Annotated in this window: 12 protein-coding genes; 5 read left to right on the forward strand and 7 right to left on the reverse strand. The window is 74.2% G+C overall.

The features are described 5' to 3' along the window. Window position 1: 1 nt before the first annotated feature. Window positions 2-1,573: an FAD-dependent monooxygenase gene (locus ACIBQ6_RS43340; RefSeq protein ID WP_397218697.1), complete on the reverse strand. Its 1,572-nt coding sequence runs from the start codon at window positions 1,571-1,573 to the stop codon at window positions 2-4. A 65-nt stretch (window positions 1,574-1,638) separates the two neighbouring features. Between ACIBQ6_RS43340 and ACIBQ6_RS43345 the strand changes: the two genes are divergently transcribed. Next, on the forward strand, window positions 1,639-2,235 hold the full coding sequence (locus ACIBQ6_RS43345) for a PadR family transcriptional regulator (RefSeq protein ID WP_358283787.1): 597 nt from the start codon (window positions 1,639-1,641) through the stop codon (window positions 2,233-2,235). On the opposite strand, the gene ACIBQ6_RS43350 is transcribed toward ACIBQ6_RS43345, so the two are convergent. The 5 genes from ACIBQ6_RS43350 to iolC all read right to left on the reverse strand — a co-directional run bounded on the left by ACIBQ6_RS43350 (window position 2,216) and on the right by iolC (window position 7,790). Next, window positions 2,216-3,220 carry an AI-2E family transporter gene (locus ACIBQ6_RS43350; protein WP_397218698.1) on the reverse strand — a complete coding sequence of 335 codons (1,005 nt, stop codon included), beginning with the start codon at window positions 3,218-3,220 and terminating at the stop codon, window positions 2,216-2,218. The two genes, ACIBQ6_RS43345 and ACIBQ6_RS43350, sit on opposite strands and share 20 nt — an antisense overlap. 61 nt (window positions 3,221-3,281) lie before the next feature. Next, window positions 3,282-5,117 (reverse strand): 3D-(3,5/4)-trihydroxycyclohexane-1,2-dione acylhydrolase (decyclizing), encoded by a 1,836-nt coding sequence (iolD, locus tag ACIBQ6_RS43355; protein WP_397218699.1) that lies wholly within the window; start codon window positions 5,115-5,117, stop codon window positions 3,282-3,284. Further along, the gene (gene iolB, locus ACIBQ6_RS43360) at window positions 5,114-5,953 is read right to left on the reverse strand and encodes a 5-deoxy-glucuronate isomerase (protein WP_397218700.1); all 840 of its coding nucleotides are present in this window, start codon (window positions 5,951-5,953) and stop codon (window positions 5,114-5,116) included. The genes iolD and iolB overlap by 4 nt, the downstream gene beginning before the upstream one ends. Beyond that, a complete protein-coding gene (locus ACIBQ6_RS43365) occupies window positions 5,950-6,855 on the reverse strand; it encodes a deoxyribose-phosphate aldolase (protein ID WP_358283793.1) in 906 nt (301 codons plus the stop codon). The genes iolB and ACIBQ6_RS43365 overlap by 4 nt, the downstream gene beginning before the upstream one ends. Beyond that, complete coding sequence (iolC, locus tag ACIBQ6_RS43370) at window positions 6,852-7,790, reverse strand: 5-dehydro-2-deoxygluconokinase (RefSeq protein ID WP_397218701.1); 939 nt, start codon at window positions 7,788-7,790, stop codon at window positions 6,852-6,854. Before iolC ends, ACIBQ6_RS43365 begins: the two co-directional genes overlap by 4 nt. Window positions 7,791-8,015: 225 nt before the next feature. Here iolC and ACIBQ6_RS43375 point away from each other — a divergent pair, with 225 nt between their 5' ends. The 4 genes from ACIBQ6_RS43375 to ACIBQ6_RS43390 are packed head-to-tail and all read left to right on the forward strand — an operon-like array spanning window position 8,016 to window position 13,886. Beyond that, entirely contained in the window at window positions 8,016-9,194 is a 1,179-nt protein-coding gene (locus tag ACIBQ6_RS43375) for a CehA/McbA family metallohydrolase (RefSeq protein ID WP_397218702.1), read from the forward strand. Further along, complete coding sequence (locus ACIBQ6_RS43380) at window positions 9,185-10,084, forward strand: TIM barrel protein (RefSeq protein ID WP_397218703.1); 900 nt, start codon at window positions 9,185-9,187, stop codon at window positions 10,082-10,084. Before ACIBQ6_RS43375 ends, ACIBQ6_RS43380 begins: the two co-directional genes overlap by 10 nt. Beyond that, window positions 10,081-11,169, forward strand: coding sequence for a Gfo/Idh/MocA family protein (locus tag ACIBQ6_RS43385; RefSeq protein ID WP_387667607.1), 1,089 nt, complete (start codon window positions 10,081-10,083; stop codon window positions 11,167-11,169). The genes ACIBQ6_RS43380 and ACIBQ6_RS43385 overlap by 4 nt, the downstream gene beginning before the upstream one ends. After that, window positions 11,160-13,886, forward strand: a complete 2,727-nt coding sequence (locus ACIBQ6_RS43390; RefSeq protein ID WP_397218704.1) for an alpha-mannosidase — start codon at window positions 11,160-11,162, stop codon at window positions 13,884-13,886. The genes ACIBQ6_RS43385 and ACIBQ6_RS43390 overlap by 10 nt, the downstream gene beginning before the upstream one ends. Window positions 13,887-13,897: 11 nt before the next feature. Here the strand turns inward: ACIBQ6_RS43390 and ACIBQ6_RS43395 are convergent, their stop codons facing one another. Next, window positions 13,898-15,352 (reverse strand): PucR family transcriptional regulator, encoded by a 1,455-nt coding sequence (locus ACIBQ6_RS43395; RefSeq protein ID WP_397218705.1) that lies wholly within the window; start codon window positions 15,350-15,352, stop codon window positions 13,898-13,900. Window positions 15,353-15,410: the final 58 nt, after the last annotated feature.

Below are 15,410 nucleotides of genomic sequence, written 5' to 3' on the forward strand. Positions count from 1 at the left end.
GTCACATGATGACCCTTCCAAGCACCTGGTCGAGCGCCCGGCCGACCTCGCCCTCGACCGCCGGTCCTTCGGCCCGCCAGGCCACGTAGCCGTCGGGGCGGACCAGGACGGCGGTGGCGTCGCCGTAGCGTTCGGCCCAGGCGTCCTCGACGTCGAGCACGTCACCGCCCACCCGGTGCACCCGCACGCCGGGCCCGGCGGCCCGCGCCCAGTCCGCGCCGCCGGGGCCGCACAGCAGGACGAAGGCGTCGTGGAACAGGTCGTGGACGCCGATGCGCTCGCCGTCCTGGTCGAGCCAGAGGTGCGGGGCGCGGGTGCCGGGACGGGCGCCCTGGGCCGCCGGGTCGCCGAGCACCGTCTCGTGGGTGGCGCCGACCACGGCCGACGAGCGGTAACGCTGTCCCAGGATCGCCGCGACGTGGTCCAGCGGGTCGTCCTCGGGGTTGGGGCCGAACCTGGCCGCCTGGCTGCGTACGGTCAGGTCGGCCAGCTCCAGGGCCACCGGGCGGCGCTCGGCCTCGTAGGTGTCGAGCAGCGCGTCGGAGGCCCGGCCGGCCAGCACGGCGGCCAGCTTCCAGGCCAGGTTGTGGGTGTCCTGAACGGCCGAGTTGGCGCCCAGCCCGCCGGCCGGCGGCCAGACGTGCGCCGCGTCGCCGACCAGGAAGACCCGTCCCTCGCGGTAGCGCGCGGCGACGCCCACCGCCTCCTCCCACGCGGCCCTGCTGACGATCTCCACGGGCAGGTCGCGGCCGATCAGCTCCTTGGCCGAGGCGATCAGCCGCTCGTCGGTGAAGTCGTCCGGCGACTCGGCGGCGGGGTCGTACGTCAGAGCCATGCCCCAATGGCCCGGCAGCGCGTGGGAGACCATCGCACCCGAGGCCGTCCCGCCGGGCGCGCCGAGGATCCAGAACAGCGCCCGCTTGGTGACCAGCTCCGACAGGTCGGCCCTGAAGACGAAGGACTGGTAGGCGCGCAGGACGCCGAGCCCTTCGCGGGCGATGCCCAGCCGCTCCCTGATCGTGCCGCGGTAGCCGTCGGCGGCGATCAGGTAGCGGGCGCGCAGGGTCCGGCGCTCGCCGGTGCGGGCGTCCTCGGTCACCACCGTGACGCCGTCCGCGTCGGGCTCGATCGACCTGCATATGGTGTCGAAGCGCAGGTCGGCGCCCCGGGCGCGGGCGGCCTCGGCGAGGATCGGCTCGACCGTGCTCTGGTCGGCCATGCCGTACTCGCCCGCGGTCAGCTCGGGCAGCGCCCGGGAGGAGCCGCCCTCGAAGAGCCACTGCCATTCGCCGGCCAGCGTCTCGCAGCGGGCCACGCCCCCTTCCTCGTCGAAGGGCCGCCCGGCCTCCTTGACGGCCTGCTCCAGGCCGAGCGGCCGGTAGATCTCCATCGTGCGCGGGGTGATGCCGCGCGCCCTGCCCAGGAGCGACACGCCGGGGTGGCGGTCGACGAGCACGCAGGGCACCCCGTGGTGCGACAGGAACAGGGCGGAGGTGAGCCCGGCGTAGCCGCCGCCGACGATCAGCACGGGAATCTCGGTCATGACGCCCTCAGGGCGGTCTGCTGTGGTCATGGGGAAATAGTTGCATTGCAACTAGTCTCAAGTCAACTAGTTGCCGTGCGGCTACGATGAGGGCCATGGCTCTCGACCGCGGCTCGCCGCTCGCCCTCACCGTGCTGGCCCTGCTGCGGTCCCGGCCTCTGCACGCGTACGGCATGCAGCGCCTGCTCAAGCAGTGGGGCAAGGACCAGGTCGTCAACGTCGGCCAGCGGGCCGGGCTCTACCGCACGATCGAGCGGCTGGGAGAGGCCGGGCTGCTCAGGGTCAGGGAGACCGGCCGCGACCAGCAGTACCCGGAGCGCACGGTCTACGAGCTCACCGACGCCGGGCGCGAGCGGCTCGACGTGTGGCTCGACGACATGCTCAGCCGTCCCAAACAGGAGTTCCCGCAGTTCCCCGCCGCGCTGTCCAACGCGATGCTGCTCCCGCCCGGCGTGCTGGCCGACGCGCTGGAGCGGCGGGCGGCGGCCGTGGAGCAGACGCTGGCCGAGCTGGAGTCGAGCCTGTCGGCCGAGCAGGACCTGCCGCGCATCACGATGCTGGAGTCCGAGTACCTGCGCGAGGTGACGGCGGCCGAGGCCCGCTGGCTCCGCGCCGTCATCGCCGACCTGCGGGAAGGCCGCATCCAGTGGTCGCGCGAGCAGCTGGAGGCAGTCAGCTCGGCCCGGGAGTGATCAGGTGCGGGCGCGGCCGCCGCAGCAGCGCGACGAGCACCGAGGTCACCGGCGCGGCCAGGAACGCCCCGGTGATGCCCGCGATCACGCTGCCCACCGTGATCGCGATCAGGATGACCGCTCCCGGCAGGTCGAGCGCCTTGCCGTAGACCTGCGGCGCCAGCACGTGCCCTTCGAGCTGCTGCACCGCCACCGTCACCGCGACCACGATCAGCGCCACCAGCCACCCCTTGGCCACGAGCGCCACCACCGCCGCCAGCAGCCCGGCCATGAACGCCCCCACCACCGGCAGGAACGCCCCCACGAACGTCAGCACGGCCAGCGGCAGCGCGATCGGCACGCCGAGGATCCACAGGGCGAGCCCGATGAAGAAGCCGTCGACCACGCCCACGATCGCCACGCCGCGGATGTAGCGCCCGATCACCCCGAAGATCAGCACGCCGGTGTCGTGGCAGCGCGTTCTCGCCGCGTCGGGCATCAGATCGACGATCCAGGCGAACAGCCGCTCGCCGCCGTGCACGAAGTACACCGACAGGATGACCGCGAGCACCGCGCCGACGACGATCTCGCCGGCCGTCCTGACCCCGGCGATGGCGCCGCTGGTGATCTGCCTGCCCTGCTTGGAGACGTAGTCCCTGGCCTGGGCGAGCAGCCGCTGGTCGTCGAGCCCGAACCGGGCGGCCAGGCCGTGCAGGTCGCCGAGCGCCTTGCCCAGGCTGGTGCGCATCTCGCTCAGGCTGTCCACCGTGGGCGGCACCAGCAGCGCGATCAGCGCGCCGGCCAGCAGCAGGCCGCCGACGAAGACGATCGTGGTGGCCAGCGCCGGGCCGAGCCCGCGAGCGGTGAGCCAGCGGGCCGGCGGGTGCAGCAGCGCCGTGAGGAAGACGCCGATGATCACGGACATGACGACCGTGCGCAGGTGATAGAGGCAGAAGAAGGCGACCGCGATGATCGCGATCCACCCCAGCACCCGCCACGGCCTCATGCCCAACCCCCGATCGTGCCTGGTCAGTGGCCTTCCCGGCGGTGATCGAGGGCAACCCTGGTCAGGACGGCGGGCTCAGGTGCGCGCGCTGCGACCGCTTGGCCTCCTCGTACGCCGCCCGCTCGGCCGGCGCGCCCACCTCGGCCACGGGCACGTCCCACCACGCCTGCGAGGAGGGGACGTCGTCGGCCATGGGGTCGGTGCGCACGTGCACGACGGTCGTCTCGCCGGACGAGCGCGCCTCCTCCAGGGCCTTGCGCAGGTCGGCGAGCGACTCCGGACGCAGCACGGCCGCGCCCAGGCTGGCGGCGTTGGCGGCCAGGTCGACCGGCAGCGGGCCCCCCGTGCGGGAGCGGTAGGACGTGCCCAGGCGGCGCGCGCCCACGCTCTCCGACAGCCGCCCGATGGAGGCGAAGCCCGAGTTGTCCACCAGGACGACGACCAGCTTGACGCCCTCGGCGACTGCGGTGACCAGCTCCTGCGCCATCATCAGGTACGACCCGTCGCCCACCAGGACGAACACCTCGCGCTCCGGCGCGGCCAGCTTGACGCCGACGCCGCCCGCGATCTCGTAGCCCATGCAGGAGTTGCCGTACTCGACGTGGTAGCCGCCGGGGCGGCTCGGCCGCCACAGCTTGTGCAGGTCGCCCGGCATGGAACCGGCCGCGCACACCACGACGCCGTCCGGGCCCGCGGCCGCGTTCACGGCGCCGATGATCGCCGCCTGCGACAGGGGGGAGCCGTCGAGCGCGTACGCCCGGTCCACCTGCGCGTCCCAGTCCCGGGAGAGCGCGGCGGCCCTGGCCGTCCAGGCGTCGTCGGAGCGCCGGCCGGCGACGGCGGCCATCAGGTCGGTCAGGCATTCGCGGGCGTCGGCGACCAGGTGCAGCCCCGACAGTTTGGCGGCGTCGAAGGCGGCGACGTTGACGTTGACGAACCTGGCGTCCGCGGCGAAGAGCGACCTCGACGCCGTGGTGAAGTCGCTGTAGCGGGTGCCGATCCCGATGATCACGTCGGCCTCGCGGGCCAGCGTGTTGGCGGCGGTGGTGCCGGTCGCGCCCACCGCGCCCACCGCCATCGGATGGCCGTGCGGCAGCGACCCCTTGCCGGCCTGGGTCTCGGCGACCGGGATGCCGTGCGCCTCGGCGAAGGCGGCCAGTTCGGCGGTGGCCCGGCTGTAGATCGTCCCGCCGCCCGAGACGATCAGCGGGCGGGCCGCCGACCCGATCACCTGCGCCGCCCTGGCCAGCGCGGCGCGTTCGGGGCGCGGGCGCGGCACGTGCCACACCCGGCGGGCGAACAGCTCCTCGGGCCAGTCGTACGCCTCGGCCTGCACGTCCTGCGGCAGCGCCAGCGTCACCGCGCCGGTCTCGACCGGGTCGGTGAGCACCCGCATGGCCGCCGTCAGCGCGGACGGAAGCTGTTCGGGCCGGTTGATCCGGTCCCAGTACCGCGAGACCGGCTTGAAGCAGTCGTTGACCGAGATGTCGTACGAACGCGGGTCCTCCAGCTCCTGGAGCACTGGGTTGGCGGCCCGGGTGGAGAAGACGTCGCCGGGCAGCAGCAGCACGGGCAGCCGGTTGATCGTCGCGCCCGCCGCGCCGGTGATCATGTTGGTCGCGCCGGGGCCGATCGACGTCGTGCAGGCCAGCGTGGCCAGCCGGTCGGCGGCGCGGGCGTAGGCGGCGGCCGTGTGCACCATGGCCTGCTCGTTGCGGGCCAGGTAGTAGGGCAGGTCGTCGCCCGCGGTGGCCAGGGCCTGGCCGAGCCCGGCGACGTTGCCGTGGCCGAAGATGCCGAAGCAGCCGCCGAAGAAGCGGCGCTCCTCGCCGTCGCGCTCGCTCCACTGGGCGGCCAGGAAGCGCACGACGGCCTGCGCGACGGTCAACCGGGTCATGCGTGCCCTCCGAACGGCAGTCTCGGGTCGACGTCCTGGCCCGACCAGGACGAGCGGATCCAGGCGTGACGGGGATCGTCGCAGAACGCCATCGAACGCTCCTCCGCCGGCCCCGCCAGCACGTTGAGGTAGTACAGGTCGTAGCCCGGGGCGGCCATGGACGGCCCGTGGTAGCCGTAGGGCACCAGGACGACGTCGCCGGAGGAGACCTCGGCCAGCGTGTCGACCTGCCCCCGCTCGGAGGAGTAGACGCGCTGGTAGCCGGGCCCGTCGCCGGCGACCTCGAAGTAGTAGACCTCCTCCAGCACGGCCTCGCCCGGGTTGGGGGTGTCGTGCTTGTGCGGCGGGTAGGACGACCAGTTGCCGCCCGGGGTCAGCACCTCGACGGCCATGAGCTTGTCGCAGTCGAAGACGCCGGGGGCGCAGAAGTTGTTCACCTGCCGGCTGGCCTGCCCCGCGCCCCTGATCTCCACCGGCACCCGGGAGGCGGGCACGTGCCGCGGCGGCAGCGACCGGGTCGCGCGGGCCGACGGCAGCGCGACGCGTCCGCCGCCCCTCAACGTGACCTGCACGCCGATCGGCAGGTACGCGAAGTCGCTCGGCCCGTCGAACACCGACCCGCGCCCGGCCAGCACGAACGTCTCACCGCCGACCTCGACCGTGCACGACCCCGACAGCGGAAGGACGATCATCTCCTCCTCTCCGGTGCCGAACGACAGCGGCGTGCCGGTCAGGTCCGCCACGCGCAGCCCGGAGTAGGTCCAGCCGGCCAGCGAGGGGGTGATCTCCACCGACCAGAGGCCGTTGGCGGCCTTGCCGTAGGGCAGGTAGGTCATGCGTGTGCCTCTCGTACCAGGGCGGCGGCGCCGTCCACCGCCGTCGCCACGTCGTCGTCGGATGGGTAGAGCAGGGCGCGGCCGACGACCAGGCCGAGCACGCCGGGCAGGGCCAGCGCGCGGTGCCAGTCGGCGTAGGCCGTGCCGATGTCGGGCGGGTCGCCGCCGAGGAGCAGGGTGGGCAGCGTGGTCGCGGCCATCACCCGGTCCATCTCGGCCACCACGGGGATCTTCAGCCAGGTGTGGGCCGAGGTGGCGCCGAGCGCCTGGGCGACGCTGATCGAGCGGATCACGGCGTCGGGGGACAGGTCGTTGCGCAGCACGCCGGACTCCGAGCGCGCCGCCCAGAACGGCTCCACCATGGCCACCAGCCGCCTGCGGGCCAGCCCGGTCACCGCGTGCGCGCACGACTCCAGGGTGGCGGCCGTCGCGTGGTCGCCGGGGTCGATGCGGCACAACATCTTGCCGCCGTCGAGGCGCATCGTGTCGATGGCCTCGGGGTCGAAGCCGGTGAACCGGTCGTCCAGCTCGAACACCGAGCCCTGCAGGCCGCCCCGGTTCATCGAGCCGAAGGCCAGCTTGCCCTCCAGCGCGCCGAGCAGCAGCAGGTCCTCCAGGACGTCGGGGGAGGCGAGGATGCCGTCCACGCCGGGCCGGGCCAGGGCCGCCTGGAGGCGGTCGAGCAGGTCGTGGCGGCTGCCCATGGCCAGTGGGCGGTCGCGTACGGACAAGGCTCCCCTGGCCGGATGGTCGGCGGCGATGATCAGCAGCCGCTCGTCCGGCCCCGGCATCCGGCGGCGCTGCCGGCGCGCGGCGGCCGCGGCGATCTCCTCGGGGCGGGTCGCGCGGATCCGCGTGAGCCACTCGTAGCGGGCGGTCCTGGGCAGCGTGAGGTCGCTCACGTGGGCACCTCGTTCAGCAGCTCGTGCACCTCGTCGGTGGTGGGCATGGCGTCGGCGCAGGCCAGCCGGGCGGCCACGAACGCGCCGGCGGCGCCCGCGAAGCGGATCGTGCGCTCCAGCGGCCAGCCGCGCAGCAGCCCGAGGCAGACGGCGCCGCCGAACGCGTCGCCGGCCCCGATGCCGTTGACCACCTTCACCTCGACCGGCTCGGCCACGACGGTCTCGGTGGCGGTGCGGGCGAGCACCCCCGCCGGGCCCATCTTGACGATCGCCACCTCGACCCCGGCGTCGAGCAGCGCCTGCGCCGCCGCCTCCGGCTCGCGCACGCCCACGGCGGTCTCCACCTCGTCCAGGTTGCCGACGGCCACGTTCGCGTGCGGCAGCGCCTCGCGCGCCGCCGCGCGGGCGGCCGCACGTGACTCCCACAGCGCCGGACGGTGGTCGAGGTCGAACACGGTCCAGCCGGAGGTGCGGGCCGACAGGGCGGCGGCGTGCGCCGCGCGGCTCGGCTCCTTGCTCAGGCCGGTGAGGGAGAACCAGAACAGACCGGTCGCGCGGATGGCGTCGAGGTCGAGGTGGCCGGGGGTGAGGCGCAGGTCGGGCGGGTGCTCGCCGCGGTAGAACCAGATGGGGAAGTGGTCGGGCGGGAAGATCTCGCAGAACGTGACCGGGGTGGCCGGGCCGTCGATGACGCTCACGTAGGCGTCGTCCACGCCGAAGTCGCGGATGGCCCGCCGTACGTACGCGCCGAAGGGGTCGGCGCCCACCGCGGTGATCACCGCCGAGCGCAGCCCGTGACGTGCCGCCGCGACGGCGACGTTGGTCGGGCTGCCGCCGAGGAACTTGCCGAAGGTCTCGACGTCGGCCAGCCCGACGCCGGTCTGCAGCGGATAGACGTCGACGCCGCAGCGGCCGATCGTGATCAGGTCGTACAACGCACCTCCAGAGGACGCACCCTACCTCGACACTATGGCATATTGTCATGACATAAGGATGTCCGCTATGTTGTTGATGATCCTTCAGGACGGGCCCCCGTCACCTCACTTCTGTAGTGTCGGGCGGTGAGGAGGTTCGCTCATGTTCGTCCCCAACGGCGTCCATCACGAACAGCACACCACCAAGCTCTCCTTCCGCCCCGCCTCAGGCAAGGGCGGACCGGCGTGAAAGGCCACTGGAGCCTCGACGACCGGCTGGAGCGGTCGTTGCGCGAGGTCCCCTTCGAGGTGCCCGCCGGGTCGGAGTCCGTCACCGTGCGGCTCGACTACGACCGGTCGCGGGGCGTGCTCGACCTCGGCTGCGGCTCGCCCGGCGGCTTCCGCGGCTGGTCGGGAGGGGCGCGCTCGGAGTTCACGATCGCCCGCGACTGGGCCACCCCCGGCTACCTGCCCGGCGTCCCCGAGCCCGGCACCTGGCACGTGTGGCTCGGGCTGCACCGCGTGCCGCCGCAGGGGCTGGACTTCACCCTGGAGATCTCGGCCGGCCGCACGGCCCCGCCGGAGCCGGTCACCGCCGAGCCGCCGCCCGGCGAACGGCCGCCGCGCCGGGACGTGCCCGACGTCGGCGGGCTGCGCTGGTTCGCCGGCGACTTCCACGCGCACACCGTCCACAGCGACGGCGCGCTCACCGTGGCCGAGCTGGCCGAGCTGGCCCGCGGCCGGGGCCTGGACTTCCTGGCGGTCACCGACCACAACACCGTCAGCCACCACCCCTGGCTGCGCGCGACCGACCGCGGCGTCACGCTCATCCCCGGCCAGGAGGTCACCACCGACCGCGGCCACGCCAACGTGTTCGGCGAGGTCGGCTGGGTGGACTTCCGGCGGCCCGCGGGCTCCTGGACCGAGCACGCCGGGCGCGCCGGCGGCCTGATCTCGATCAACCACCCGCTGGGCGGCGACTGCGCCTGGCTGCTGCCGGTCGGCGAACGCCCGAGGGTGGCCGAGGTGTGGAGCTCCGGGTGGTGGGACCGCCGCTGGGGCGCGCCGCTGGCCTGGGCCGACGCCTGGCGCGACGACGTGGTGGCGATCGGCGGCAGCGACTTCCACCGGCACGGCAGCGACGGCCTGCCGGGCGCGCCGACCACGTGGGTGCTGGCCGAGGAGCCGGGCGCGGTGCTCGACGGCGTGCGCGCCGGGCGCACCGCGGTCTCGGCGGGGCCGGACGCGCCGCTGCTGCTCCGGCTGGGCGACGAGCTGCTCGCGCTCGACGCCGACGGCCTGGTGCTGGTCCGCCCCGGCGGCGCCCGCCAGGTCGTGCGCGGCGAGCGGGCGCTGCTTCCCGCGGCTGAGGGACGCCACCGCCTGGAGACCTACGAGAACGAGGTGATCGCCCTATGCGAGTGAGGAGAGTCGCGAACGCGCCGGTGAGCTTCGGCGTGTTCGAGCTCAGCGACGCGCCGCCGCCCCTGGGCCCCGACGAGATGGTCCGCGCGCTGGCCGAGGCCGGTTACGCGGGCATCGACTCCGGGCCCATCGGCTACCTCGGCACCGGCGCCGACCTGGCCGCCCGGCTGTCGGCGCACGGCCTGCTGCTCGCCGGCGGCTGGGTCGACCTGCGTTACGGCGACGCCGAGGCGTACCGGCGGGGGCTGCCCGCGCTGGAGGCCGCGCTCGACGTGTTCGCCGCCGCGCCGCAGGCGCCCGCCCTCTTCGCGCCCCGGCCCACGCTGGCCTGCTCGGGCTCGCCCGAGAGGTTCGCCAGGCCCGGCGGCAGCGTCCCCGGGCTGCCCGCCGCCGGCTGGCCCGGGTACGCCGCCCGCGTCCAGGAGGCCGCCGACCGCTGCCGCGAACGCGGCCTGGAACCCGCCTTCCACCATCACCTCGGCACCTACGTCGAGACCCCCGACGACGTCGAGCGCCTCCTGGAGCTGACCGACGTCCAGCTCTGCCTGGACACCGGTCACCTGCTGCTGGCCGGCGGGGACCCGGTCGCGGCGCTGCGCGCGTGGGCCGGCCGCGTGGGGCACGTGCACGTCAAGGACGGCGACACCAGGATCCTGGCCGCCGCCCTGGACGACGGCGCCGACCTGCGCGAGCTGATGGCCAGGGGCGGCTTCACCCGCCTGGGCGACGGCGAGCTCGACCTGCCCGCGGTCGTGGCGGCGCTCGACGCCATCGGCTACGAGGGCTGGATCGTGGTCGAGCAGGACACGATGCCGGGCCGCCGCCCGGTCGGGCGGAACATCGCCGACCAGGCCGCCAACCGCGAGCGGCTGAGGGAGCTGGGCCTGTGAGGATCGCGCTGGTCGGGTGCGGGGCCGTCACCCAGGCGGTCTACGTGCCGCTGCTGTCCAGGCGGCGGGACCTGTTCGAGGTGAGCGCCGTCTGCGACCTGTCGCGCACGCTGGCCGACGTCGTCGGCGACCGGCTGGGCGCGCCCCGGCGCTACACCTCCCTGGCGAAGATGCTGGCCGACGGCGGTTTCGAGGCCGTGGTGGTGCTGGCCTCGGGCTCCCACGGCGAGACCGTGCGCCGGGCGCTGGCCGCCGGGTACGCCGTGCTGTGCGAGAAGCCGCTCGCGCTGACCAGGGCGGAGGTGGCCGCGCTGCCCGAGGGGCGGCTGATGGTCGGCTACATGAAGCAGTACGACCCGGCCGTACGGCGGGCCGTCGCGCTGCTGGAGGAGCTGGGCGGCCCGGCGGCCGTCCGGTCGGTCGAGGTGACCGTGCTGCATCCCAGCGGGGAGTCGCAGCTCGCGTTCGCGAACCTGGCGCGGGCCGGCGACGTCGACCCCGGCGTGCTCGGCTCGTTGCGCGAGGCCGAGGACGCGCTCGTCTCCCGGGCGCTGGGCCAGGCCGCCCCGGAGTCGCTGCGCAACGTGTACGCGGTCTCCCTGGGCTCGATCTGCCACGACCTGTCGCTGCTGCGGCGCTTCACCGGAGCGCCGCGGGAGATCACGTACGTGGACAGCTGGGGGCCGGCGCCCGGTTCCGTGGAGATCTCCGGGCCGCTGCCCGTGGCGGGCCGGTTCCACATCCGCTGGCACTACCTGGACGGCTACCCCGCCTACCGCGAGACCGTCGCGATCCACCACGACGGGGGCACGCTGGAGCTGGTCTTCCCCACGCCCTACCTGATGAACGCGCCCACCACCCTCACCGTGGTCTCCGGGGCCGAGACCCGCGCCGAACACCGCCAGGTGACCGAGGCGTTCGAGGTACAACTGACGGCCTTCCATGCTTATGTGAACGATGGCAGCCCGCCGCTCACCGACGCGGCCGGCGCACTGGAGGACATCGTGACGGCTCAGCGGATCGCCGCCCGCTACGCCGTCCAGCATCGGCTGCCCATCGGAGGGGAGGCGGCGGCATGGACATAGTGGTCGTACCGCACACGCATTGGGACAGGGAGTGGTACGAGCCCTTCCAGCGCTTCAGGCTGCGGCTGGTGGACCTCCTCGACGAGGTGCTCGACACCATGGAACGCGAGCCCGCCTACCACTTCACCCTCGACGGCCAGCTCGCCTGCGTGGACGACTACCTGGAGGTGCGCCCGGAGAACCGGCACCGCGTCGCGGCGCTCGTCGAGTCCGGGCGGCTGGCGGTGGGGCCGTGGCAGATCCTGCTCGACGAGTTCCTGTGCTCGGGCGAGAACATCGTGCGCAACCTCGAACTCGGCCTGGCCGGCGCGGACGCGCTCGGCGGCGCGATGCGGGTGGGCTACCTGCCGGACATGTTCGGTCACACCGCCCAGATGCCGCAGATCCTGCGGCAGGCCGGGCTTGAGCACGCCTGCGTCTACCGCGGGGTGCCGTCGTCGGTGACGACCGACGCCTTCGCCTGGGTGGCCCCCGACGGCACCGCGATCCGCACCCAGTACCTGCCCGAGGGCGGCTACGGCAACGGCGCCCACCTGTTCTCCGACGTCAAGGGGCTGGAGGAGCGGGCGGCGGAGTTCGTCGCCGCCATGCGCGCCTGGCACGGTCCCCAGGGCGAGCTGCTGGCCATGTACGGCGCCGACCACTCGGCCCCCGTGCGCGGGTTGCCGGTGATGGTGGCGGCCGTCGGCGCCCGCATGGACACCTTGTCTGGATATATCGAGAAATTTTCGGGTGATACCGCGGGGCTGCCGCAGGTCGTCGGCGAGCTGCGCTCGCACGCCCGTGCCAACCTCCTGCCCGGCGTCATCTCCGCCCGCGTCGCCGTCAAGCAGGCCATGGGCCGGGCCGAGCGCATGGTCGAGCGCTACGCCGAGCCCCTGGCCACGCTCTGGGGCGGCCCGTGGCCCGGCCGGTTCCTCGACATGGCCTGGCGGCGGCTGGTGGAGGCCGGCGGCCATGACTCGGTCACCGGCTGCGGCGTGGACGAGACCGCCCAGCAGGTCGCCGCCCGCATCGCCGAGGCCGAGCAGCTCGGGCAGGCCGTCCGCGACATGGTGACCACGCGGCTGGCGGCGGCGGTGCCGGCCGACGGCGTGCTCGTCGTCAACCCGACGCCGGCCGTGCGCAGCGGCGTGGTGATCGCCGACGTGGCCGGCGGCAGCGGGCCCCTGGTGGATCCCTCCGGCGCGCCGGTGCCCACCCAGCCCCTGGACTGCGCGCCCGTGCTGCTGCTGGACGAGCGCATCGACCCCCTCACCGTGCTCGGCTTCGTGCACGGCACCGAGCTGTACGGCCAGCACATCATCGACTGGCAGGTGTTCGACGACATCCTCCTCATCACCGTGGGCAGGGAGCCGCGCGGGCCGTTCGACCAGGCCGAGCTGCGCCGCGCGCTCGACGGCGTGACCTGGGTCCGGGTCGAGGCCGAGCCCCGGTCCACGGTCGCCGCCTTCGTCGAGGTGCCCGCGCTCGGCCACACGAGCCTGCGCCCTGGCCCGCCCGAGCCCACGTACCCCGCTCCGCGGGCGGAGGTCCGCAACAACGGCCACCACCAGGACTGCTGGCTCTCCTCCGACACCGGCGTCCTGCCCATCAAGGCCAGCTCCACGGTGCTGGACAACGGGCTGCTGCGGGTCGAGATCGAGCCCGACGGCACCCTCGGCCTGTTCGGCGAGGACGGCCGGACGATCACCGGCGTGGGCCGCATCGAGGACGGCGGCGACTCCGGCGACACCTACAACCACGCGCCCCCCGCCGACGACCTGGTCGTGTCCGAGCCCATCTCGATCGACACGGAGATCATCGAAGGCGGCCCGCTCGTCGCCGCCGCGGAGATCACCCGGGTCTACCTGTGGCCGGCGGCGGGCGAGCCCGTCCCGAACACGCCGGAGCTGCCGCCGCCCGCGCGTACCGGCGCGACCGAGGACGTCGTGGTCACCATGCGGGTCGAGCTGCGGGCGGGCGAGCCGTTCGTCCGGCTGCGGGTGTCGTTCGACAACCGGTGCGCGGACCACCGGGTGCGGTTCCACGTGCCGCTGCCGAGGCGGGCCGACCATTCGCTGGCCGAGGGGCAGTTCGCGATCGTGCGGCGGGAGCTCGAAGCCGAGGGCGGCTGCGGCGAGACCCCGTTGCCCACCTTCCCCGCCTCCGGTTGGGTGGCCGCCGGCGGCGTCGCCGCGCTGCTGGAGCACGTCACCGAGTACGAGCTGCTGGACGACGGGTACGAGCTGGCGCTCACGCTGCTGCGCTCGGTCGGCTACCTGTCGCGCAACCACAACAGGCTGCGCCCCGAGCCCGCCGGTCCGCAACTGCCCACCCCCGCCGCGCAGTCACGCGGGCCGCACACCGTGTCGCTGGCGCTGATGCCGTACCTGGACTGGCGGGACGTGCCGCCGCAGGCGGAGCTGTACCGGCACGAGCTGCTGGTGGTGCCGGGCGGCGGCGATCGCGAGCTGACCCAGCCGCCGGCGGCGCACGGGTTGTCGGTGTCCGGTCAGGGCGTGACGATGAGCTCGCTGCGCCGCCGCGACGACTGGCAGGAGCTGCGCCTGGTGGCGCTCACCGCGTCCGGCACCGAGGCCGTGGTGCGGGGCGCCTTCACCCGGGCCCGGCGGGCCGGCCTGACCGGCGGCCCCGGCGAGCCGCTGGAGACGGCGGACGGCACGCTCAGGCTGCCGCTGAGGCCGTGGGAGATCGCCACCGTCCAGCTCCGCTGACCCCGCAGCCCCTAGCAGAGGCCGAGCTGGCGCGCCGCGCGCACGGCCAGCCAGACCTCCGCGAACGCCGCGCTGGACGACAGGTCGCGACCGCTCAGCGCGGCGAACCGGCGCAGCCGGTAGGCCAGCGTGTTGGGGTGGACGTGCAGCGCCGCCGCCGCGTCCTCGACGTGGCGGTTGCGCTCCATCCACGTGCGCACCGACAGCAGCAGCCGCGAGTCGTGGGCCTCGTCGTAGGCCAGCACCTCGCCCAGCACGTGGCCGACCAGGGCCGACAGCGTGGAGGGGTCGTCGGGCAGCCAGCGGCCGGTGGTGTCGTCGCCGTAGTGGACCAGCGCCTTGCCCGACTCGGCGGCGTGCGCGGCCGCCCACACGGCCTCGCGCTGGGCGACCCGCAACGACTCGCCCGGCGGGAACGGCCGGCTCACACCCGCGCTGACCCCGGGCACGGCGGCCACCGCCGGCCCCAGCTCGGACGGCCCCAGCAGGTAGTGGTCGTCGCCGCGGCGCAGCAGCAGATGCGGCAGCTCGCCCACCGCCCGGCGCAGCGCGTCGTCGGGCGCGTGCCGCACGACGAGCAGCACCGATCCGGTCTCCAGGGGCAGGCCCATCCTGGCCAGCCGGCGCCGGGCCGCGGGCGGGTCGAGCACGTCCTGGAGCAGCTCGGCCAGCGTCTCGGCGCCCTCTCTGCGCAGGGTCTCGCGCTCGTGCCTGGCCATGGCGACCTGGAGGGCCGCCACGGTGGCGATGTGCTGGACCACGGCCAGCCCGGCGGGCCGCGCGCCCTCCCGCTCGAAGGCCACCAGGAACCCGGCGGGGCCGCCGGGCGCCGGCACCGGCAGCGCGAAGCCGCCCGGGATCGTGGGCGGCGCGTCGGGCTCGGCGGGCAGGACGTCGAGCGAGGGCACCGGCACGCCGGGCAGCAGCGGCCGGCCCTGCGGGGTGCACAGGTAGACGTCGTAGCCGGACAGCCGTTCCAGGCGCTTGAACAGGGTGACGGTGTCGAGGTCTTCGGCGGCCAGCCAGCGCAGCGCCCCGAACACCTGGAGCTGGGCGCCCAGCCGGTGGCTGGCGTCCTCCTGCAACGCCGCCGCCACTTCCTGCGAGACGGCGATGAACGGCACCGCGAGCGGCACCTCCAGCACCGGCATGCCGCGCTCCTCGGCGGCCTCGAAGAACGCCCGGTGCAGCGGCGGGACGTGCAACTGGGCCGACAGGGCGAGCGCCGAGACCCCCGCGTCGTCGAGCCGTTCGAGGTAGGCGCGCTGCCGGGCGGCCGAGCGCGGCAGGCCGAGACCGGTCGTCATGATGACCTCGGCGCCGAGCAGCCAGGGCGTCGGGTCGGCCAGCTCGCTGACGTGCGCCCACGAGACCGAGCGGGACAGCCCGGCCTCGCCGGCGAGCACGCGGAGCTGGAGAGCGGGGGAGCGGAGAAGGTCTTCGACCGTCAGCTTGTGGTCAGCCACAACACACACCGTATTACTTTGTGGGAGTAACAATTGCCGCAGGTCAGAAGCGTGACGA

This window comes from Nonomuraea sp. NPDC049655 (assembly GCF_044465465.1).
In the GTDB taxonomy this organism is placed as follows: Bacteria; Actinomycetota; Actinomycetes; order Streptosporangiales; family Streptosporangiaceae; genus Nonomuraea.

Coding starts and splice junctions, on each gene's coding strand:
- ACIBQ6_RS43390 (WP_397218704.1), top strand. CDS start 11,160: ATGGACATAGTGGTCGTACCGCACACGCATTGGGACAGGGAGTGGTAC.
- ACIBQ6_RS43380 (WP_397218703.1), top strand. CDS start 9,185: ATGCGAGTGAGGAGAGTCGCGAACGCGCCGGTGAGCTTCGGCGTGTTC.
- ACIBQ6_RS43340 (WP_397218697.1), bottom strand. CDS start 1,573: ATGACCACAGCAGACCGCCCTGAGGGCGTCATGACCGAGATTCCCGTG.
- ACIBQ6_RS43350 (WP_397218698.1), bottom strand. CDS start 3,220: ATGAGGCCGTGGCGGGTGCTGGGGTGGATCGCGATCATCGCGGTCGCC.
- ACIBQ6_RS43345 (WP_358283787.1), top strand. CDS start 1,639: ATGGCTCTCGACCGCGGCTCGCCGCTCGCCCTCACCGTGCTGGCCCTG.
- iolD (WP_397218699.1), bottom strand. CDS start 5,117: ATGACCCGGTTGACCGTCGCGCAGGCCGTCGTGCGCTTCCTGGCCGCC.
- iolB (WP_397218700.1), bottom strand. CDS start 5,953: ATGACCTACCTGCCCTACGGCAAGGCCGCCAACGGCCTCTGGTCGGTG.